A 19,795-nucleotide genomic window follows, 5' to 3' on the forward strand; every position below is an offset into this window, starting at 1 on the left:
TGCAGCTATTAAAGCCCAAGTCATAGGATGGATGCACCATGAGCTAAAAGCAATTCCACAAGCTCTTGGTGATTATATTTAGCAGCATAATGTAATGCTGTCTTTTCTTCATTATTTTTGGTGTTAACGTCTGCGTTGTGTTTTAGTAATATTTTTGCTATATCAACTCTTCCCACAATAGCAGCAAGGTGTAGTGAAGTATTACCATTTTTACTCTTGGTATTAATATTACTACCTTTTTGAATAAAAAATATTGCCCTACCTAGCCCACGTGAAGCAGCTAGATGTAATGGCATTTTATGGTATTTAGCATTAACATCAACTCCTTTGCTTATAAGATATTCTACTATATCCGGTTTTTCATTACAAACAGCTAAATGTAATATAGTACCGTCGTATTTATCGATGTCGGCACCTTTATTAAAGAAATATTTCACTATTTCTAGTTTTCCACTCCGAATAGCAACGCATAGTGGAGTTTCATCATACTTGTCTTCAGCATTAACATCAGCACCATTTCTAGTAAGATGTTCCACTATATCCAACTTTTCACCTCCAGCAGCCATGTGTAATGGAGTATTACCGTATTTATCTTTAGCGTTAATATCAGCACCTTTACTAATAAGATATTTAACCGCATCTAATTTTCCGCTGTAAATAGCAAGGTGTAAGGGGGTATAGCCATCTTCGTCTTTAGCATTAACAACCTTGCTCAGTCTACCTGTGTGTCTTTCTTCTATATGTGTTAATAAGATCTCCACTGCTTCATAGTCACCACTCTCAGCAAGTAAATGTAATGGCGTATATTTTTGTTCACTATAAATAGGACGAAAATAAAAATCATCAATCAACTTACCGTATTTACTTGCATATTCCCAAATAGACACAATATGACTAATTGCTATATTGCCACTTTTTACCAATTCCAGAACTTTCCTCAGAACTTCTTCTTCTCTGCCTTTCTCTTGTAATTTTAATTCAGTTACTTTCTGCACTAACCTATGGACATTTAATACACTTTGGTTTTGTTCACCGCCCACCATGGAATATCTCACAAGCAAACGGATGGCTAGCTTTAACTGCTTTTTCTTATAATCACTTACCGAATTTAAGAATATTTCTCTAGCGATTTTATCAGGTGCAAAATAAGCCAAAATATCTAAAATCTCTGAAGCTAATGGTCCATATTGTTCATCACTTCTTACTTTATCCATCGTAACTTCCCAAGCTGTAAAAGTTGTTTTAGTATAGTTATTATCAATTCCTTGAAATATTTTAGACTTAAGCAACTTCTTAGCTTTCTTTTCATACTCTTTTAGGTAATCACTAATTTTAAACTTCTCTATTATTCTCTGATCTTCGATATATGATATTGCTTGTTGTATAGCTAAAGGAAAGCATTGCAACCTTCTTACCAAATTTTCTATCTCCCGATCTTGCGATTTATCTTTTTTTAGTATATTAAATCCTTTTTTAACAAACTCTATAGCGTCTCTTTGTTCCAATTCTCCTAGCTTTATAACGTCTATTCCCTTTTCCAGTTCCTGATCATGCGAGGTAATCAAAATATGAGGCTTGTTAAGATCAGGAGATAAAGAAAATGGCAAAAATTTACTTATCTTTTTGTACTCTTGAACGTTATCGAAAATGAACAGGCTCCTCCTTCTTGCAAAGAAAGCAAATACTTCTCTAACAATAGTTTCTATCGTTTTGTCGTTTCTGTACTTATCTTTGGGAGAAATACCTAGTCTATTATCTCTAGCTAATCTCAAGAAAGAATCTTTCATAGTTTCAAAGTTTTCAGCGTCTATCCATATAACATTGCCGTCATAATATCTTCTATATTTACAAGCATATTTTCTAGCCAACTGGCTTTTTCCCATCCCCCCAGGACCACTAATAGACGTTATGTATGAAATTACAGCACCTTTGGGATTGCGTTGTAGCGAATCATGTAGCATTCCCAATTCCTCATCTCTTCCTGTAAATAGTCTGACTGGACCTCTTACATCAAACCATACCGCTCCTAAAATTTCCTCTCTTATTTTTTCAAAAAACTCATTTATTTCTTCATGTGATAGAAACTTTCCCTCTCTTGCTTTCATCCAATCCAGAACTTCTACCAGAAAGCGACCATAAACGTTCTTTTTATCGATATTATTAAATTCTTTGCCTAACTCATTCTCAATGATTTCCGCTAGTTTTATCTCGTTAGGTTGATTTACTGCAAATACTAATTTATCAAAAAATTCCCTTATATTCTCTTCTAACTTGCCTTCATTTGTCATTCGCTCAAACTCACGTTGCCATACCTGATTTCTTTCCAATTTTCTTTTTGAGTTTTGATCTGATTTGCCTTGAAGTTCTTTTATCTCCTTTTCCAATTCTTCTATTGCTTCTTTTACAGCACTCTTAAATGCCGGTTGCACTATTGAAATCATGTTATCGTGAGTACAAGAGAACTTGTATCTCGTACCGCCGTATTTAAAAAAAATATCACTAGTGCTTATTACTTCAACTGCAATTTCTATTCCCTTGTTTGGTCCCGAAGTTTTTGCTTTCAACTTTTTTATTGTATTTTGTGTTGTACTTTGAGCTAGATCGAAACCGATATTAGTACAGATAGTAAAGTCCTTTAGGTCACCATCTGCAAAATCTGGATTAATTTTAATCTTTAGATAGGAAACAAAATATTTTGGAACGCTAAATTCACCACTTTTATTTTTTGAAAGCAATTTACCTACACCGATTTTTTCGCATTCATTTTGCTTGTGTTTGTTTTGTATAAACCTATGTACTATTTTTTCATTTTTCCTATCCTGAAAAACAATATCATCAAAACCCGTAGCTGATTCCATTTCTGTAGCTAAACGGAAAGAATATCCAACATCTACTGCACGTTTGAGAAGCAGCATTACCCACTTTAGTTGGTAGATATCACCATGAAGAGACCGCTTTCTTCCCCAAGCAGGATAAGTTTCAGGCATCCTCAACCTCACATAATTTTAAAAATAGTACCAACAAATGGTAAAAAAGTTATATGTCATGATATACAGATATCGTAACAAAGACCTTGGAATATCTACGAGATGTGCTGTTATGTAAATAAAAAAATGTGACTAATTACTTAATCTCTCACTCAAAATTGAATTCACAACATCAGGGCTGGCTTTTCCCTTGGTGAATTTCATGACTTCACCAACAAAGAAACCATATAATTTTGTTTTACCGCTTTTGTATTCTTGAACTTTATCTTGGTTGCTATTGATGATTGTGTCGATAACTTCTGATATTTGACCTTTATCTGTGATCTGTTTTAGGTCCTGCTCTTCTATAATTAAAGATGCAGGTTTGCCAGTTTCAAACATACTATCGAATACTTGTTTGCCAAGTTTAGCAGAGATTGTTCCATCAACGATAAAATCTAAGAGTTCTGACAAAGCATTTGCTTTGATTGGGGAGCTCACAATATCAATATTTGCTTTATTTAAACGACCGAAAAGCTCTACAGTTAACCAGGTAACGGCGAGTTTTGAATCATGTTTTTTTATCAATTCCTCAAAATAATCAGCAATTGCTTTATCGGAGGTAATGACGTTTGCATCGTATTCGTTGATACCCAATTCCTCAATGTATCGCAGCTTTTTTTGATCCGGTAACTCAGGCAAAGATGATTGAATTAAATCAATCTTCTCCTGGCTTACCTCAACTGGTAACAAGTCAGGCTCAGGGAAATACCTGTAGTCGCTTGCATCCTCTTTGTTTCGCATCACTTTTGTTTTTCCCGAAGCAACGTCAAACAATAAGGTATCTTGACTTATTTCTTCTCCACTTTCTAAAATTTCAATTTGTCTTTGTATTTCATAGTCTATAGCTTGCACAATATGACGTATCGAGTTCAGATTTTTTATCTCACAACGAGTGCCAAATGTATTACTGCCTTTTAGGCGGACAGAAACATTTGCATCACAACGAAGTGATCCCTTTTCCATATCACCATCACATGAACCAATGTAACGCAAAATCTGCCTCAATTTTTTCATGCATTCTGCAGCTTCCGCAGATGAACGGAGATCTGGTTCTGAAACAATTTCCATTAAAGCAACCCCTGCACGATTTAAATCTACATAAGTTTTGCTTTCCTCATGAACGCTCTTTCCTGCATCTTGCTCTAAATGAATTCTCGCAATTCTTATTTCTTTTTCATTATCGTTGATAAATACTCTACCGTTTTTAACTATTGGCTCAAAAAACTGGGTTATCTGGTAACCTTGCGGTAAATCAGGATAAAAATAATTTTTCCGATCAAAGTAAGAACACTTATTAATTTCTGCAGAAAGTGCAAGACCGGTGCGTATTGCTTGCTCTATGCAGTAATAATTTAGTATCGGCAGCGTACCTGGCATTGCTGCATCAACTAGAGAAACTTGAGTGTTATGCTCAGCACCAAACTCCGTTGATGAGCTAGAAAATAGCTTCGTATTAGAAGAAATTTGAGCGTGCACCTCAAGCCCAATTACCGCTTCCCAATCCTCTTTCGTCATGTATTTTATTTAAATGATAATCTTAATATTCTGCAAAATTAACACAAAAAGTCAAAACAAAACTCATGTTAGCTAAGTAGTATGCAGATTGTTTTACCCATAGAAACGGGTTAAATGCAAAAGATTACTTGACAAACCTCGCCAGCCCCCTTATCATGAAACTGAAGGTATTCAGTTATCTTCATCTGTGCAGATTAAACAGCAAGAAAACAACGTAGTTGGCGTCTTATTTTTAATTTTTTGCACTATGTGCACCTTATGTCTTCACAACATTTCTGGGTTTTTACCTATATAAGCTGAAACGCGCTTATAAGTCGTTTAAGACAGTATAGTACGCCGATTTGCAGGATTAGAGAGTGACAACTAGCTAACACGGGATTTCTTTTGCCTTTTTTTCTGCTTAGTAAATTTCTTAAACATTTATAGCTAAGATTAGTTGCATTTAAAAGCAGCTAAATTGCAGCGTTTAAGACTTAAAAAAACGCCAATACAGAAAATAGACAATGACCAGGGCTTCTTTTGCCTTTTTTTTCATTTGGTAAATTTCTTAAATATTTATAGCTAAATGATAACCGTCATCCCGCTACTTGTTAGCGGCCGAGATACCGCGAATGAATCGCGGTATGACGTAGGATTGCTGTCATTCCAGTGCCAAGCACTGGGATCCAGCCTTTATTATGCAGTCACTTGGTTGAAATTAAGTCTTCTGGATCCCAGTGTCAGCTACTTGGATGACACCATTCTTTTTCCTGGATTCCAGTGTCTGGGCACTGGAATGACATCCTCCCTTGTGGAGATTGCTCTCAAATCACAATGTTCGTACAGCTATGCAAACACAAAGGTGTCATTCCAGCGCGTGACGCTGGAATCCAGTTGAGCTATTTCAACAAAAATACTGCATTTTGAGATGAACGTTCCAGACTTATTTACAAGTATAACAATTAAAGTCTGGATTCCAGTGTCAAGCACTGGAATGACATCATAGGGGCACTGCCCTTTTGGATGGAAACCAGTGTCAGCTACTTAGATGATACCTTTTTCTACTTAGTTTGGGTTATGCAAGAAGTCTATTGCATTCCTGAGCAATTTGATTCATTATTCTTTTTGTAAAAATTTTTCTTAACTTTCTCTCCACTTTTTTGGTAAGGTCACTTTAAAGGAAGTCTAATAGATGCTACATAGAAATCCAGATGAGTTTCTAAAGTCTATTCCAAAAGATAAGCGCATAATGTGCCTTGACATGGGAGAAAAGCAAATAGGCATAGCATTTAGCGATAAAACACAGCTCATAGCCACAGCTCATAGCATATATCACAGAAAAAATATGAGCAAAGATTTAGGTTATCTGCATAGAATATTCAAAGAAAATGAATCTGGATCAATGGTAATAGGACTACCATTAAAAATGGACGAGCAAGAAACTAAATGGTGTAAAACTATAATCCAATTTGCAAATAAAATAATAAAAAAATATAAAGTAAATATATACTTACAAGACGAAAGCTTCTCAACATCTATCGCAACTCATACACTAAAAATTACTGGAATATCAATCACAAAATCGAAAAAAATAGATGATAAAATCTCCGCATGTATTATTTTGCAACGAACGTTAGACAAGATAAATACAATCAAATAGTTTTTCCAGATCTGGAAATCTTCAAACTGAATCCCATATAAAAGTTACTCAACAAAACAAGAACCTTTCGTATAAGCATGACAAATTGCTACAGCAAGAGCGTCAGCAGCATGGTGGCATTTTATACTCAAATTTTTAACTATTTGCTTCACCATAAATATAATCTGATCCTTATCAGCATGGCCATTTCCGGTAATGCTTTTTTTTACATAGTTTGCATCATATTCATTCATAGTTAGCTTTGTTATTTTTAACGCTAAAATTACAACCCCTCTTGCATATCCTAAAGTTAGTGAAGATTTAGGATTTTTATTAACAAAAATTTTCTCCACTGCAGCTTCATTAGGAGAGTATAGGGAAATTACTTTCTTTAATTGTTCAAAAATTATATGTAGGCGTTCACCTGTACCCAATTTACCATCAGTTGATATGGTACCGCCGCCCAAAAATTCAATATTATTTTTTTCGTTCAGGCTGATAATGGCCCACCCAGTCTTGCTTATTCCTGGATCTAGACCTATTATTTTAACCACTTAATAAACGCTTAACCAATAGACAAACAAAAATAAAAATATCCAGACTACATCTACAAAGTGCCAATACCAGGAGGCAAACTCAAAGCACAAATGGTCCTGAAGTGTAAATTGGCCTTTCCGTGCTCTAAATAAACACACTGATAAAAATATTATTCCTATTATAACGTGTGCGCAGTGAAAACCGGTAATCATATAAAAATTGGATGTATAAATAAGCTTTTCTCCTGTTTCTTGTAGAGAAAAACTCGCTTCATGATACTCTATTGCTTGCACTATTATAAAAAAAACTCCAAGCAATATAGTTATGGACAGCATTTTAATCATGCTCTTTTTATCATTTTTAAGTAAAGAGTGATTTGCCCAAGTAATTGTTGTACCAGAAAGCAATAATATTAACGTATTCATGAACGGTAGTGACCACGGATCAGGTGGCAAAATTCCCTCAGGGGGCCATTCAACTTTTTTTGCAGGAGAAAACGCCTCAAATAAAAAAACTGGATCAAGCCATGCTTTAAAGAATGAACAAAAGAACACTATAAAAAATACGACCTCCGAGAGAATAAATAAGTACATTGCAAATTTGAGTCCATGTTTTACAATGGCAGTGTGACATTTGTCATAAATGGTCTCCCTTATTACATCTCTCCACCAATAAAACAGCACCCCTGATACTGCGGAGATTCCCAAAACTAAACAAAACATTCCGACAATTTGTTTATGAAGCGCGCCAACTAATCCAAGTGCAAGAATAAGAATTGCTGCTGATACAGCAATTGGCCAAGGGCTTGGATCCACTAAATGAAAATCATGTTCTTTACTTTTCATAGCATTTTAAAAAATACTTATTAAGGATACAAATTAGCTTAAAATTGTCAATGTTCCTTAGGAAATTGATTGAATCTTGAAAAATTATGTGCACCGTTCAAAAAATCTAACACAAATTGTGCAGTTATTCTAAACAACTCAAGCATTCTGCTCTTTTCATTTTCTCTTGCTTTGCTGCAATATCCATCAACAATATTTTCTAAAATAATGCATCCAGACTTTACTGAATCACTGTAACAAAAATCAAACCAATCCCTATATCTATTATTTTTCTTGAATCTATTTTTCATGTTATCAACGACAGTCTCGTATATAAACATGCAAGAATACAAAACCGTCATAGCCTCATAGGTATTACTATACGAGATGGATAAAAGGAAATTAGTGAAATTAAAACACTCAAGAGATTTCTTTCCACGACTTATACCGTACATAGTAAAGTAGTAGTCATATAGCATTCTATTAACAGTCACTACTCTTTGGGCTACTTCAGCAAGCGAGATAATACTACTATAATCTTCCATTCTGGATGCAGTAATTAAGGTGGTACGAATATAATCATCTAAGAACAACGTCTTTTGTTGAGCATAGAACTTGAAGTTCTCTATATTTAGGGTATTATTCGCTAACTCAACATTAAAAGGATGCTCAATTATATCCTTTAAAAGATTTGACCCGTAACAGCTCCTAATTATGCCACTGAACATTGTAGTTACCGATAAAAGATCAAGTTAACGTAAATAATCCGCTGCTAATATTCTTTGCTAGATATATTAGAGTAATATGCCTCATCCCAAAACATTATTTCTAATTCCAGCCCTTTCTTAAAAAACTCATACATCCTCTTTTTTTCACAGTCACTAGCTTTTTTATATAGCTTATTTGTAATATCAGTAACCTCATCAATTACAGCATTTACTGTTTCGCTACTATAAATGTTGATCCACTCTTTGTATTTGTTATTTTTAACCCCTTTAGTTGTTATCTCATTTACCATATAGCGTACAACGATTTGGTATATGTTAAAGCAAGAATAAGATGCTACTAAAGCTTCATTAACAGAATTGTGATATGCGGCACTCATGAAAAAGTCAGTAAAGGCAGAACAAGCTCTTGACTTTTTGTGATCATCAGATAGATCACAATCTTCAAAATATTTTTTATACTGTTCTCGAACATAAAATGCTCCTTGTGCCAAATTGATTAAACTACTCATCATTTCAATATCATCAACTCTAGCTGCAACAATTAAAAAAGCACGAGCGCAATCTATACAATACAGAAAATACTGCTGAAGGTAGAATTTGAATTTTTCATAATCTAATGTATTATTTATCAATTCAACATTAAAAGGGTGTTCTTTTATTTTATCAATAAGATCAGAAAACTCTTTTAGAGGTTGTCCGGAAACAAGTAAATTCAAGCATATTCCCTCTTTAACATAACCCTACTCATAGCTAGGTATATGAAATTCTCAGTGGATGTTGTGAGTAAATCATACTCCTTCGATAGCCTTCTATTCCTATTAACCCAAGCAAAAGTCCTTTCTACAACCCATCTTCTTGGCTGTACTTTAAACCCTTGTTCTCTTGTTGGTAGTAGCTCAGGTGGCGTATCTTTGTGCACCCAAAATCTACATGGAGGCCTTTTAACAATTTCAATATCTATGTCATATTCTTCCTTTATGTGATTCTTTAAATTTCTTCCTTGGTATCCCATGTCAGCCCACATTTTTTTAACTTTAGTATATTTTGTTCTCATATTGTTTAATGCTATTTTAATACCATCTCTATCATTTTCGTTAGCAGCGCCTACGTAACAACCTAGTATAAAACCCTGAGTGTCTGTAATTATATGCCTTTTTCTACCCTTTACTTTTTTACTTCCATCATAGCCTTTGATCCCCCCTTTTCTGTAGTCTTTACAGATTGACTATCTACTATACAGGCACTCGGCTGCTCATTCCTTCCTATTTTTCTTCTACTATATTTCATAATTCATTTTCTCAAAAATTCCCTGCTTCTTCCATTGCCTGAACTGCTCATACACAGTCTTCCATAGCGGAAAATCATTTGGTAAATACCGCCATTGACACCCTGTACGCAATACATAGAAAATTGCTTCTAATATTTCTCTTTTGCTATACTTTGGCGGCCTTCCTCCTTTCTTGTATGATACTCTGAAGTGTTTTTCTATTCTTGCCCATTCCCTTTCGCTTAGATCTGTTGGATACTTTTTTCTCATCTTTACCCCGTACTAAAATTTCAGATATTATAGCCTTTTACTTGTTTCCGGACAACCTCTAAGCAGGAAAAAAGGCAAAGAATCCCCAGGGTAGCCAGTATTCAAATTCTCCCTTGTTCTATTTGACGTCTTTTGATGTCTTGAACAGCGCGTTTCGGCTTGTATAGCTAGAAGTTTTATAAAGACATGAGGTGCACATAGTGCAAAAAATTAAACATGAGACGCCAAATACGTTGAGTTTTTTGTCATTTAATCTGTACAGAGAAGATAAATAAATAGCTTCAGTTTCATGATAAGGGGGTTGGCGAAGGGTGTCAAGTAATTCCGTTCCTTATGGGTAAAAAAAGAGAAACTCTAAGTTGCAGCCGCACAATATTTCTCTTTTCTGCTGTTGATGATTATTTCGCCTATTGTAACTGCCGCTAGAATAAAGCAATAATATACCTGTGTTAATAAAGAAATAGGTGATACAGAGGCGATGCTACCTGCTAGCAATAGTTGGGAACCATAAGGTAAGATACCTTTTGTAGCACAAGCAAAAACATCTAATAAGTATGCGCTGCGATGTGGCGCAATACTGTGTTTTTGTGCAAGCCTTTTTGCAATGCCACCACTTAGTAAAATAGCAATGGTATTATTGGCAACTAAGGTAGTAAACATAGACGCAATTCCTGCTATCACAAATTCAGCTTTAGTTTTTGTGATATTGCTTTCATCGATGAGTTTATGCAACGCTTTTTGACCTTGCTTGTACATTATATGGCTCAATCCACCGATAAATAGAGCAAATATCACTATTTCGTTTACTTTTTTGAAACCGTCATACACGTCATGAGGAAATTGAATGATAGCATAGTCAAAAAAAGTTATTCCTAGCACACCAGCAATAATTATGTTTATAGTTATTGTTACTAAAGTGGCGACTTCAAGCAGCCCCATGATTATTAAAGAAATGTAAGGAATAATTTTTATTATAGAATAATAATCTAAATTTGATATAGAAATAATTTTTGTACTATTTGAGGCAACTGCTAGGTAGATGAGTGTTATAATGCTGGCAATAAGTGCAACTTTAGAGTTCATTTTAAGTTTATCTTTTGCTGAAGCTTCCTGTGAAGAAACAGATGCAATGGTGGTATCAGATATCATCGAAAGGTTATCGCCAAACACGGCACCACCTACTACAGTTGCAGTTCCTATTTCGAGACCAAAAGCTCCACTTTTTGCCAGATTAACAGCTATAGGTACCATCAGCGCAACAACTCCCATAGATGTGCCAATTGCAGTTGAAATAAAAGCAGAAGCCAAAAATACTCCAGGCAGCAGTAATCTTGCTGGAAGGAAATTAAGAATTAAATTAGCAACAGTGTCTGCGCTACCGATTGATTGAGTCACCGCAGAAAATGCTCCAGAAAATAAAAAAATTAAACACATAGTAAGGGTGTTTTTGTCACCCATGCCCTTGATAACAGTATCGATGTTATGCTGAATTTTATTTGTACCACGTGAGACAGCAAAAAATAGTGCTGGCAATAAGCAGATTACTGGTGAAACCTGATGAAGTGGATTATCAGTTCCGATAAAAGAAAAATAAGCACCACTTCCAAGATACAAGATTAAAAAAATAATCAAGGGGACAAAAGCTGTCATTTTACTGTACCTAAACTTATAACTATAACTAATTAAGTGGTTTTAAGCAAGTTTGGTTTTCACTAGTTCTACAGGAAGTCAATAGCAGAGTTTTAAACTTCATATTTAATCTACTAAATAAATAGCACATGTAGCTTATTGCTTGACAATAGGATCTAATTGTTGTCTAGATTCCAGCATCACGCGCACAACTGTACGAACATTTGTTTGCGAAGAAATGTTATAGCTGGTTTTGCTTCAAACACAAAGATGTCATCCGAGTAGCTGACTACTTGGATCCAGGTTGGATACTGAGTTGGTGAGTATAAAAGTATAGCTAACGCGAGCTCTACGTCATACCGCCGCAGAATAATTAACCGTCATACCGCGATTCATTCGCGGTATCTCTAGATCCCGCTAACAAGTAGCGGGATGACGGTTGTCGTTTAGCCATAAATATTTAAGAAATTTACCAAATGAAAAAAAGGCAAAGAAAACCCGTGCTAGTTATTCACTCTCTATTTTAAAATTTGACGTTGGGTGATGTCTTGAACAGCGCGTTTCAGCTTGTATAGCTAGAAGTTTTATAAAGACATAAGGTGCACATAGTGCAAAAAATTAAACATGACACGCCAGATATACTAAGTTTTTTTGTCGTTTTATCTGCACAGACTGAAGATAAATAAATAGCTTCAGTTTCATGATAAGGGGACTGGCGAAGGGTGTCATGTAAGTTTTTTCGTTTCTAACGGTTGTTAACGTGTTGCCAAAAACTATGCAAGAAGTCTATTGAAATCGCGTATATCAATCGTTGTAAAATCACACAATTGCTCTGTAGAGCTATGCCCTGTAATAATTACTATACCATTTTGCTCAGAGCGTATTGAGATTAAGTTCAGCACTAATTCATACGTTGCACTATCAAGATTACAAAATGGTTCATCTATCAGCCAAACGTTTGCATTAGAAATCAAGAGGCGAGCAAGCGCAACTCTCCTTTTCCAGCCTGCAGAAAGTTCGCCATATCTAATATTAAGTACAGGTTGCAACTGCAAGCAACAAATAGCTGCCACAATCAATTCTCTAGTATTTCGTATTCCTGCCCAGAATTCTACGTTTTGAGCAACAGTTAAGCTATCTTTACAGGCATTCTTATGGCCTATATAGACCATAGAAGGTATATAGGATTTTGGATCATCATATATATCTTTTCCGCAGTGCCTTATATTGCCTGATACCGGCGGTAAAAGTCCAGATAAACTTCTAATTAAGCTGGTTTTACCACTACCATTTGGACCAGTGATTAGAATCTTTGATTTTAGCTCAGCTTTAAAACTGAGATTCTTAAATAGTACCTTATTATTACGAGCGCAGGATAAATTTTCACATTCAAGCATGGATTATCTGCCCTTCCCCTTATGTTTACCTTGAGTTGAAGCCTGAGCTTTTACAAACAGCTCCCAAAATCCTTTCTGTCCGCCTTCTCTATGTATCAATTGTGCAAAACGCTGCATTAAACCATTACCCATCATAACCATCTTTGTCCATTTACCTACCGGTTTTGCTATGTCAACTATTTCTGGATCTTCTTTATAAACTTGCACATCTTTTTGTTTCTCGCGTAGCGTTTCTTGTTGTTTCATCAACTCTTTTTGCTTATTTTTTTGATATAATTCATTGAATTTTCTGTCTTCTTCCCACTCTTCTTTAAAAACTTTTCTAGGAAATATGATTTTTCTAATGCGATTTTTGTATATTTTTCTCAAAAAGAGAAATACTGCAGCTACAGCAAGTAATGTTACGCTATATGTTATGATCTGTGTAAGTGGCATTTCCTGTATCTAATTCATTAAAAATACCCTTGCTATTATACCATAATTATAGAAATTGTGCAATTTTTTTGCGGGTAAAGACAATATAAAAGCAGTACTGCTCTATTTCGAAAATTGCGCAAATATCTGACGAACGGGCTTGTATGTAATAAGGTTTATTTCTATACTTCTTAAAGAATTTAGAAGTAAAACAAATATGAACTGCTATAAAACTCATACGTGCAATGAACTGAGGAAGAACGACGTAGAAAAGGAAGTTACCCTTTCTGGATGGTTATATCGTAAGCGCGACCATGGTAACCTAATTTTTGTTGATTTAAGAGACTTCTACGGAATCACTCAGCTAGTATTTAATAATGACAAAGACTTTTTTGATGAGATATCAAATTTAAAATTGGAGAGTGTAATTACTGTTACAGGAATAGTTGAAGCTAGAACTGAAGATACGGTAAACAGCTCTATTTCTACCGGAGAAATCGAGGTGATAGTCAACAATTTGCGCGTTGAGTCGGAAGTTGAGTTCCACTTTGATGAAGAAATAGCAAAAGAAGAAAGAAGTATATTGGCAAGCATTACCGGCGAGCAAGAATACCCAGAAAACATGAGATTTAAATATCGATTTCTTGACTTAAGACGTGAAAAAGTCCGCAACAATATTATTTTGCGCTCACAAATTATTGCAGAGCTCCGCAAGCTCATGATAGAGCGAGGATTTTTAGAGATTCAAACTCCAATACTCACTGCTTCCTCTCCTGAAGGAGCACGCGACTACCTAGTGCCAAGCAGGCTAAATCCTGGCAAGTTCTATGCATTGCCACAAGCTCCGCAGATTTTCAAACAGTTGCTCATGGTCTCAGGGTTTGATAAATATTTCCAAATCGCACCGTGTTTTCGTGATGAAGATGCAAGGGCTGACCGCTCTCCTGGGGAATTTTACCAGCTAGACCTTGAAATGTCTTTTGTGACTCAAGAGGACATATTTGACGTTATTGAATCTGCTTTATATAAAGTGTTCGCCAAATTTTCTCGCAAGTCTGTCGATAAAGATTTTCCACGCATTACATACAAAGAGGCAATGCTTAAGTATGGTTCTGACAAGCCAGATTTGCGTAATCCACTATTAATCAGCGATGTTACAGAAATTTTCCGTGATTCAGGGTTCAATATTTTCAAAAGCAATATTGAGCGTGGTATGGTAGTGAGAGCCATTCCTGCACCTAAAACAGCAGAGGAACCACGCAGCTTCTTTGATAAAAAGATAGAACATGCGCAAAAAGAATTCGGTGCTAAGGGTCTCGGATATATAACGTTTGATAAAGATGGAACTGCGAAAGGCCCAATTGCTAAATTTCTTGATGAAAATAGGCTAAACCACATAAGAGAAGCAACAAACATAGAGCCAGGAGATAGTGTATTTTTTGCTTCTGACAAAGAGAATGAGGCGGCAAACATTGCAGGAAAAGTACGCACTCTTTTAGGGTCAGAACTCAGTCTTATAGATGATAATATCTTCAAGTTTTGTTGGATCATTGATTTTCCATATTTTGTATATGACGATAAAAGTAAAAAAATCGATTTCTTTCATAACCCATTCTCCATGCCACACGGTGGTCTGAAAGATTTAGAGGACAAAAATCCACTGGATATCCTTGCTTACCAATATGATCTTGTTTGCAATGGAATAGAACTGTCAAGTGGGGCGATTCGTAATAACAAACTGGATATCATGTATAAAGCTTTTGCCATTGCAGGTTATAGCCGGGGAGAAGTTGATACAAGATTCGGTGCACTTGTACGTGCATTCAGATTTGGTGTTCCTCCTCATGGTGGAATAGCACCAGGAGTTGATAGAATAGTTATGCTGCTTGCTGATGAGCCAAATATTCGTGAAGTAATCTGTTTTCCTATGAACCAGCAAGGTGAAGATGTTCTAATGGGTGCTCCTTCCAAGGTGGAGGATAAGCATTTACGTGAGTTGTCTTTGCAGATCATTGAGTGAAAAATCTTATAGCAAGGAGCACCGGTTAATGATATATTAGGTTATGTTAAATCGAAAGATTATGACTAACATCCAAAAGGCAATACTATCGGGCATAATCTGCAACATGATTATATGGTATGAATTAACTCTATTTGGAGTTTTAACACATATAATAAGCAATGTTTTTTTTCCTTCAGAAAGCGATTATTTAAACACAATCAAATTTCTTGGTAGTTTTGCAATTGGATTTGGATTTAGACCACTTGGTGCATTTATTTTTGGTTACATTGGAGATAAATACGGCAGAAGGAAAATTTTGCTGACTTCCGTAATATTAGCTTCGATATCATCTACTGCAATTGCGATTATACCAAGCTTTAAAGAAATAGGAATATTTTCTCCTATACTGCTTCTGCTTTGTAGAATAACACAAGGAATGGCAGCAGGTGGAGAAACAAGTATCAATTCAGCTTTTTTAATAGAGCATTCAAGCGATAAAAAAAATCTAGGCTTTTTAGGTAGCATGAAAGCTTTTAGTGGTGCTCTTGGTTCTATTACATGCTTTGTAATGATAGCTGTTTGCAAAAAGTTTACAGGTGAAAATTATGAAATTTGGGGCTGGAGGTTGCCCTTCTATTTCTGCTTCATTATGGGCATAATAGGCTTTTTAACAAGATATATAATGGAAGAGAGCTTAGCATATAAAGTGCACGATCAAAATAAAAGCTTATCTAATTCTCCATTTTTAGAGTTAATCAGGGACTATAAAAAAGCATTTGTGATAGCAATTGGACTTGGTATTGCTCAAAATGCAATCGTTTATTCAGCAATCATGTTTTACAACATATCTGTAAAAGAATTTACCCTGTCAGGCATCGATATTAAAAATGTAGTAAGAATTATAAGCGAAATTATATTTGGAACATCTGCAGTGTTGTTCGCAACGTTATCTGATAAAGTTGGGAGGAAAAACGTGATGGTTCCTGTACTAATAGTATTAGCTTGCGCTAGCTTACCGGCATTTTCGCTACTGTCCTATGATAACCACTATGTTATAACGCCCACTTATTGGCTAATAACCATACCAATAAGTGCATCTTTTGGAATATATAATTCTCTTGCTTGCAAGTTATTTCCAACGAAAGTTAGGTGCACGGGCTTTAGCCTCGCACATAACATATCTGCAGGAATATTTGGTGGCCTTTCTCCATCCATATGCATGTGGCTTATAGAAAAAACCGAAACAAAACTTGCAGCAGGCATTTATCTTACTGCCTGCGCATTAATTAGCCTAATATCTGTGCTTCAAATTAAAGCCAAAGACAGAAAAGTTGATTGGTGAAATCGTTTCAGTCGAAAAATAGCGCTTCAATGGATTTTTCGATGTGTTTAGTGATAGGAGCGGTGATAGTGATTTCTTTATTGTTTGGCAGTTTTAAAGATAAAGAATGCGAATGAAGGTGAATTTTATTTGCTATCCCATCAATAAAAGCTTTTTTACCACCATATTTACCGTCACCAAGAATAGGGCAATTTATATGAGCTAAATGTGCACGTAACTGATGGGTTCTGCCGGTAATTGGTTGTAATTTTAAATAAGCAACATTGTGTTTGGATTTTGCTATAATTGAAAAATGCGTAGTGGCATTCTGAGGTGAATTTTCATCAACGACCACTTTTTCTTGACCTGAAACATATTTTTTCACCAATGGATAGTCTATTGTTCCACTATCCTTGCTCGGTATGCCAGAAGTTAATGCTAAATAAGTTTTTTTTACTCTTCGTCCTTTAAATTCTTCCATAAGGTATCTGGCAACATTAGCGTTGCGTGCGAATATTATCACTCCACTCGTATCTCTATCTAGCCTATGGACAATTTTAAATGTTTCTCCCTCTCTTATTTGGTCAAGCAAATCACTCATGCTAATCTTTACTTTTACGCCACCTTGAACGATGACCCCTGCGGGTTTGTTTATAGCTAGTATATATTCGTCTTCATATAATATGTTCTCTCTTAGTAGATTCACTAACTTTTCATTATATTTGCGATCAGAATTAGCGTTTTCAATATAATTCAAGTGCTTCAGCGTTATAGTTTGCCCAGAATTTACTCTATCACTGGACTTTGCTTTGCAATCATCAACTTTGATTAATCCTTTCCTTAAAGATTTTTCAATTACAGATTGCTTTAAATCAGGAAAGATTCTTCTGATGTACCTATCCAGCCTAACGTTATCGTCTTCTATTAATATGGTTTTTATACTTTGTAGCATTCCATTCTTTATAATGAATATCTAGTGAAATGTCAATTATTGGTGTCATTCCAGTGTCAAGCACTGGAATGACACCGAAGGGGCTACTGCCGTCATAAAGGAACCAGTGTCAGCTACTCGGATGACAGGAGAAGGAGACTACTGAGATGACAGCTAGCCTGACAACCGTCATCCCGCTGCTTGTTAGCGGGATCTAGAGATACCGCGAATGAATCGCGGTATGACGGTTCGCGGCGGCATGATGTAGAGCTTGCGTTAGCTATACTTTTATACTCACCAACTCAGCTGGATCCAAGTAGTTAGAGCACTGGGATGACAAAAAAAGGAGGGCACTTGGATGACGGGAGAAGGAGCTATTTGGATGACATCGTTTACTATACAATGTTTGTACAGTTCTGGATAAAAAAATTAGCTAACAAATTTATAAATATCAGTATACAGCTCATCAACGCTTGGTTCTTTACTATTTTTGGCAAAATCTTCCGACTTTTTTACTAAATCACGTATTTCCTTATCAATTACTTTGCACTCTTCTTCTGAAGCCATTTTATTATCTGTCATGTATTTCTTTAAAGTGCTTATAGGGTCATGATTTTGCTTCATATCTTCAACTTCTTCTTTTAAGCGATAAGTAGCAGGATCTGACATTGAGTGACCGCGATATCGATATGTCTTCATTTCAAGCAGGATAGGCCCTTTTCCGCTGCGTGTGTGTTCCGCTGCTTCGCTTGTAGCCTCATAAACAGAGAAAAAATCCATTCCATCAACTTGTTTTCCAGGAATACCAAAACTTTCTCCTCTTTTATATAACTCTGTTACTAAAGTTGATCTTTGCACGGAGGTTCCCATTGCGTATTCATTATTTTCTATGATGTAAACCACAGGCAACTCCCACAAAGATGCCATATTAAACGATTCATATACTTGTCCTTGATTTGCAGCACCGTCGCCAAAATATGTAAATACCACATTATCTTTTTTCTTATATTTATTAGCAAATGCTATTCCTGTGCCAATTGGAACTTGTGCTCCCACTATTCCATGCCCGCCGAAGAATTTTTTTTCAACGTCAAATACGTGCATCGAACCACCTTTACCTTTCGAGCATCCTGTTTCTTTGCCGGTAAGCTCTGCCATTACAACATTTGGATCAGAATCACATGCGAGCATTAAGCCATGGTCTCTATAACTTGTGATAAAAGCGTCACCTAATTTTGATGCAGCTTGAGTTCCAACTGCAACTGCTTCTTGTCCTATTGATAGGTGACAGAACCCGCCTATTAATCCCATCCCATATAATTGTCCTGCTTTTTCCTCAAATCTGCGTATGAGTAGCATTTTCCTGTAGAATCCAATTATCTGTTCTTTAGTGAAATTTTCTGCTTTCATATCGATTTCTTTTTCATTAAACTAACACAATACCAGGAATTTTAAATTTTTGCTAATGAACTATTACCATTGGCTTGAGGCTTTTCACGTTATCTCTGTTATCATGTGGATGGCAGGTATGCTTTATTTACCCAGGCTTTATGTCTACCATGCAACTGTAAAACCGGGATCGGAAAATGATAGCTTGCTTCAAACAATGGAAAAGAGGCTACTTAGATATATCATAAACCCTGCAATGCTTTTCTCACTTGGTCTTGGAATTACACTAATGGTTATTAGGGAAGCATATCGTGAAGGATGGTTTCATGTAAAAGCATTTGCAATACTTTTGATGTTAATTATTCATATGCTACTTGCAAAATATAGGAAAAATTTTGCAATGGGTTCGAATAAGAAGTCACATATTTATTTTCGCGTTTTAAATGAAGCAGTTACAGTATTGATAATAGTTATAGTTATTATGGTTGTTGTAAAACCTTTTTGACTGACCTTACCCAAAAAAAGCAGAAAGCTCGTACCTGTTCAGATGCATGGCTAATGTACAATACTGAAATAAAAATTCCAGTGCTCCCTTTCTTGTCATCCCAGTGCTTGACACTGGGATCCAGCTTTCTTTACAAATTCACCAAAAGTGCTTCATTCTATAACGCAAAACCCATACTCACCAAACTCAATGCATTACTTGCAATTAAGTTTCCTGGATGCCAGTGTCAAGCTACTCGGATGACACCATTCTTTTTCCTGGATCCCAGTGTCAAGCACTGGGATGACAAGAAGAGGGCACTGCCCTCTTGGATGGAAGCCAGTGTTAGCTACTTTCATGACACCCTGACAACCGTCATCCCGCTACTTGTTAGCGGGATCTAGAGATACCGTGATGGTATGACATAGGGGTTGCCGAGA

The 19,795-nt window shown here is 35.8% G+C and carries 18 protein-coding genes and 1 pseudogene; 7 read left to right on the forward strand and 12 right to left on the reverse strand.

The window, feature by feature from the left end; genetic code table 11:
* Window positions 1-20: 20 nt before the first annotated feature.
* Both AAGD70_RS02215 and gatB read right to left on the reverse strand, forming a co-directional pair.
* Window positions 21-2,987 (reverse strand): ankyrin repeat domain-containing protein, encoded by a 2,967-nt coding sequence (locus tag AAGD70_RS02215; protein WP_065094586.1) that lies wholly within the window; start codon window positions 2,985-2,987, stop codon window positions 21-23.
* Window positions 2,988-3,119: 132 nt separating this feature from the next.
* Window positions 3,120-4,544, reverse strand: coding sequence for an Asp-tRNA(Asn)/Glu-tRNA(Gln) amidotransferase subunit GatB (gene gatB, locus AAGD70_RS02220; protein ID WP_065094585.1), 1,425 nt, complete (start codon window positions 4,542-4,544; stop codon window positions 3,120-3,122).
* Window positions 4,545-5,109: 565 nt separating this feature from the next.
* Between gatB and AAGD70_RS02225 the strand changes: the two genes are divergently transcribed.
* Together AAGD70_RS02225 and ruvX are read left to right on the forward strand one after the other, a co-directional pair.
* A complete protein-coding gene (locus tag AAGD70_RS02225; RefSeq protein ID WP_156518065.1) occupies window positions 5,110-5,421 on the forward strand; it encodes a hypothetical protein in 312 nt (103 codons plus the stop codon).
* A 294-nt stretch (window positions 5,422-5,715) separates the two neighbouring features.
* Window positions 5,716-6,183: a Holliday junction resolvase RuvX gene (ruvX, locus tag AAGD70_RS02230; protein WP_010082183.1), complete on the forward strand. Its 468-nt coding sequence runs from the start codon at window positions 5,716-5,718 to the stop codon at window positions 6,181-6,183.
* Between the two features lie 44 nt (window positions 6,184-6,227).
* On the opposite strand, the gene ruvC is transcribed toward ruvX, so the two are convergent.
* From ruvC to AAGD70_RS02270, 8 genes and pseudogenes are all read right to left on the reverse strand, one after another.
* Window positions 6,228-6,716, reverse strand: coding sequence for a crossover junction endodeoxyribonuclease RuvC (gene ruvC / locus AAGD70_RS02235; RefSeq protein WP_038199503.1), 489 nt, complete (start codon window positions 6,714-6,716; stop codon window positions 6,228-6,230).
* The gene (locus AAGD70_RS02240; protein ID WP_065095153.1) at window positions 6,717-7,544 is read right to left on the reverse strand and encodes a cytochrome c oxidase subunit 3; all 828 of its coding nucleotides are present in this window, start codon (window positions 7,542-7,544) and stop codon (window positions 6,717-6,719) included.
* Between the two features lie 47 nt (window positions 7,545-7,591).
* Complete coding sequence (locus tag AAGD70_RS02245) at window positions 7,592-8,251, reverse strand: TenA family protein (RefSeq protein WP_065095152.1); 660 nt, start codon at window positions 8,249-8,251, stop codon at window positions 7,592-7,594.
* Window positions 8,252-8,295: 44 nt separating this feature from the next.
* Window positions 8,296-8,967: a TenA family protein gene (locus AAGD70_RS02250; RefSeq protein WP_065095151.1), complete on the reverse strand. Its 672-nt coding sequence runs from the start codon at window positions 8,965-8,967 to the stop codon at window positions 8,296-8,298.
* Window positions 8,964-9,788 (reverse strand): annotated as a pseudogene (locus AAGD70_RS02255) (IS5-like element ISWpi1 family transposase). Before AAGD70_RS02255 ends, AAGD70_RS02250 begins: the two are co-directional and overlap by 4 nt.
* Window positions 9,789-10,142: 354 nt before the next feature.
* Window positions 10,143-11,438 (reverse strand): Na+/H+ antiporter NhaC family protein, encoded by a 1,296-nt coding sequence (locus tag AAGD70_RS02260; RefSeq protein WP_065094730.1) that lies wholly within the window; start codon window positions 11,436-11,438, stop codon window positions 10,143-10,145.
* A 752-nt stretch (window positions 11,439-12,190) separates the two neighbouring features.
* The gene (gene ccmA / locus AAGD70_RS02265; RefSeq protein ID WP_065094729.1) at window positions 12,191-12,814 is read right to left on the reverse strand and encodes a heme ABC exporter ATP-binding protein CcmA; all 624 of its coding nucleotides are present in this window, start codon (window positions 12,812-12,814) and stop codon (window positions 12,191-12,193) included.
* 3 nt (window positions 12,815-12,817) lie between these two features.
* Window positions 12,818-13,249 carry a hypothetical protein gene (locus AAGD70_RS02270; RefSeq protein WP_065094728.1) on the reverse strand — a complete coding sequence of 144 codons (432 nt, stop codon included), beginning with the start codon at window positions 13,247-13,249 and terminating at the stop codon, window positions 12,818-12,820.
* Window positions 13,250-13,445: 196 nt separating this feature from the next.
* Here AAGD70_RS02270 and aspS point away from each other — a divergent pair, with 196 nt between their 5' ends.
* Together aspS and AAGD70_RS02280 are read left to right on the forward strand one after the other, a co-directional pair.
* Window positions 13,446-15,248, forward strand: coding sequence for an aspartate--tRNA ligase (gene aspS, locus AAGD70_RS02275; protein WP_065094727.1), 1,803 nt, complete (start codon window positions 13,446-13,448; stop codon window positions 15,246-15,248).
* 61 nt (window positions 15,249-15,309) lie between these two features.
* Window positions 15,310-16,572, forward strand: coding sequence for an MFS transporter (locus tag AAGD70_RS02280; RefSeq protein WP_065094726.1), 1,263 nt, complete (start codon window positions 15,310-15,312; stop codon window positions 16,570-16,572).
* Between the two features lie 7 nt (window positions 16,573-16,579).
* Here the strand turns inward: AAGD70_RS02280 and AAGD70_RS02285 are convergent, their stop codons facing one another.
* A complete protein-coding gene (locus AAGD70_RS02285) occupies window positions 16,580-17,503 on the reverse strand; it encodes an RluA family pseudouridine synthase (RefSeq protein ID WP_006279888.1) in 924 nt (307 codons plus the stop codon).
* 180 nt (window positions 17,504-17,683) lie between these two features.
* Here AAGD70_RS02285 and AAGD70_RS02290 point away from each other — a divergent pair, with 180 nt between their 5' ends.
* The gene (locus AAGD70_RS02290; RefSeq protein ID WP_255356226.1) at window positions 17,684-17,806 is read left to right on the forward strand and encodes a hypothetical protein; all 123 of its coding nucleotides are present in this window, start codon (window positions 17,684-17,686) and stop codon (window positions 17,804-17,806) included.
* Between the two features lie 105 nt (window positions 17,807-17,911).
* Here the strand turns inward: AAGD70_RS02290 and pdhA are convergent, their stop codons facing one another.
* Entirely contained in the window at window positions 17,912-18,892 is a 981-nt protein-coding gene (gene pdhA / locus AAGD70_RS02295; RefSeq protein ID WP_065094725.1) for a pyruvate dehydrogenase (acetyl-transferring) E1 component subunit alpha, read from the reverse strand.
* Window positions 18,893-18,947: 55 nt separating this feature from the next.
* Between pdhA and hemJ the strand changes: the two genes are divergently transcribed.
* A complete protein-coding gene (hemJ, locus tag AAGD70_RS02300) occupies window positions 18,948-19,376 on the forward strand; it encodes a protoporphyrinogen oxidase HemJ (RefSeq protein ID WP_010082641.1) in 429 nt (142 codons plus the stop codon).
* Between the two features lie 53 nt (window positions 19,377-19,429).
* The gene (locus AAGD70_RS02305) at window positions 19,430-19,759 is read left to right on the forward strand and encodes a hypothetical protein (protein WP_156518006.1); all 330 of its coding nucleotides are present in this window, start codon (window positions 19,430-19,432) and stop codon (window positions 19,757-19,759) included.
* The last annotated feature ends 36 nt before the right edge of the window (window positions 19,760-19,795 follow it).

It is taken from the genome of Wolbachia endosymbiont (group A) of Nomada flava (genome assembly GCF_964027055.1).
Classification (GTDB): domain Bacteria; phylum Pseudomonadota; class Alphaproteobacteria; order Rickettsiales; family Anaplasmataceae; genus Wolbachia; species Wolbachia pipientis.

Coding starts and splice junctions, on each gene's coding strand:
- ccmA (WP_065094729.1), bottom strand. CDS start 12,814: ATGCTTGAATGTGAAAATTTATCCTGCGCTCGTAATAATAAGGTACTA.
- ruvX (WP_010082183.1), top strand. CDS start 5,716: ATGCTACATAGAAATCCAGATGAGTTTCTAAAGTCTATTCCAAAAGAT.
- hemJ (WP_010082641.1), top strand. CDS start 18,948: ATGAACTATTACCATTGGCTTGAGGCTTTTCACGTTATCTCTGTTATC.
- AAGD70_RS02285 (WP_006279888.1), bottom strand. CDS start 17,503: ATGCTACAAAGTATAAAAACCATATTAATAGAAGACGATAACGTTAGG.
- aspS (WP_065094727.1), top strand. CDS start 13,446: ATGAACTGCTATAAAACTCATACGTGCAATGAACTGAGGAAGAACGAC.
- AAGD70_RS02270 (WP_065094728.1), bottom strand. CDS start 13,249: ATGCCACTTACACAGATCATAACATATAGCGTAACATTACTTGCTGTA.
- AAGD70_RS02215 (WP_065094586.1), bottom strand. CDS start 2,987: ATGCCTGAAACTTATCCTGCTTGGGGAAGAAAGCGGTCTCTTCATGGT.
- AAGD70_RS02225 (WP_156518065.1), top strand. CDS start 5,110: ATGATAACCGTCATCCCGCTACTTGTTAGCGGCCGAGATACCGCGAAT.
- AAGD70_RS02305 (WP_156518006.1), top strand. CDS start 19,430: ATGTACAATACTGAAATAAAAATTCCAGTGCTCCCTTTCTTGTCATCC.
- AAGD70_RS02280 (WP_065094726.1), top strand. CDS start 15,310: ATGACTAACATCCAAAAGGCAATACTATCGGGCATAATCTGCAACATG.
- AAGD70_RS02240 (WP_065095153.1), bottom strand. CDS start 7,544: ATGAAAAGTAAAGAACATGATTTTCATTTAGTGGATCCAAGCCCTTGG.
- gatB (WP_065094585.1), bottom strand. CDS start 4,544: ATGACGAAAGAGGATTGGGAAGCGGTAATTGGGCTTGAGGTGCACGCT.
- AAGD70_RS02245 (WP_065095152.1), bottom strand. CDS start 8,251: ATGTTCAGTGGCATAATTAGGAGCTGTTACGGGTCAAATCTTTTAAAG.
- pdhA (WP_065094725.1), bottom strand. CDS start 18,892: ATGAAAGCAGAAAATTTCACTAAAGAACAGATAATTGGATTCTACAGG.
- AAGD70_RS02260 (WP_065094730.1), bottom strand. CDS start 11,438: ATGACAGCTTTTGTCCCCTTGATTATTTTTTTAATCTTGTATCTTGGA.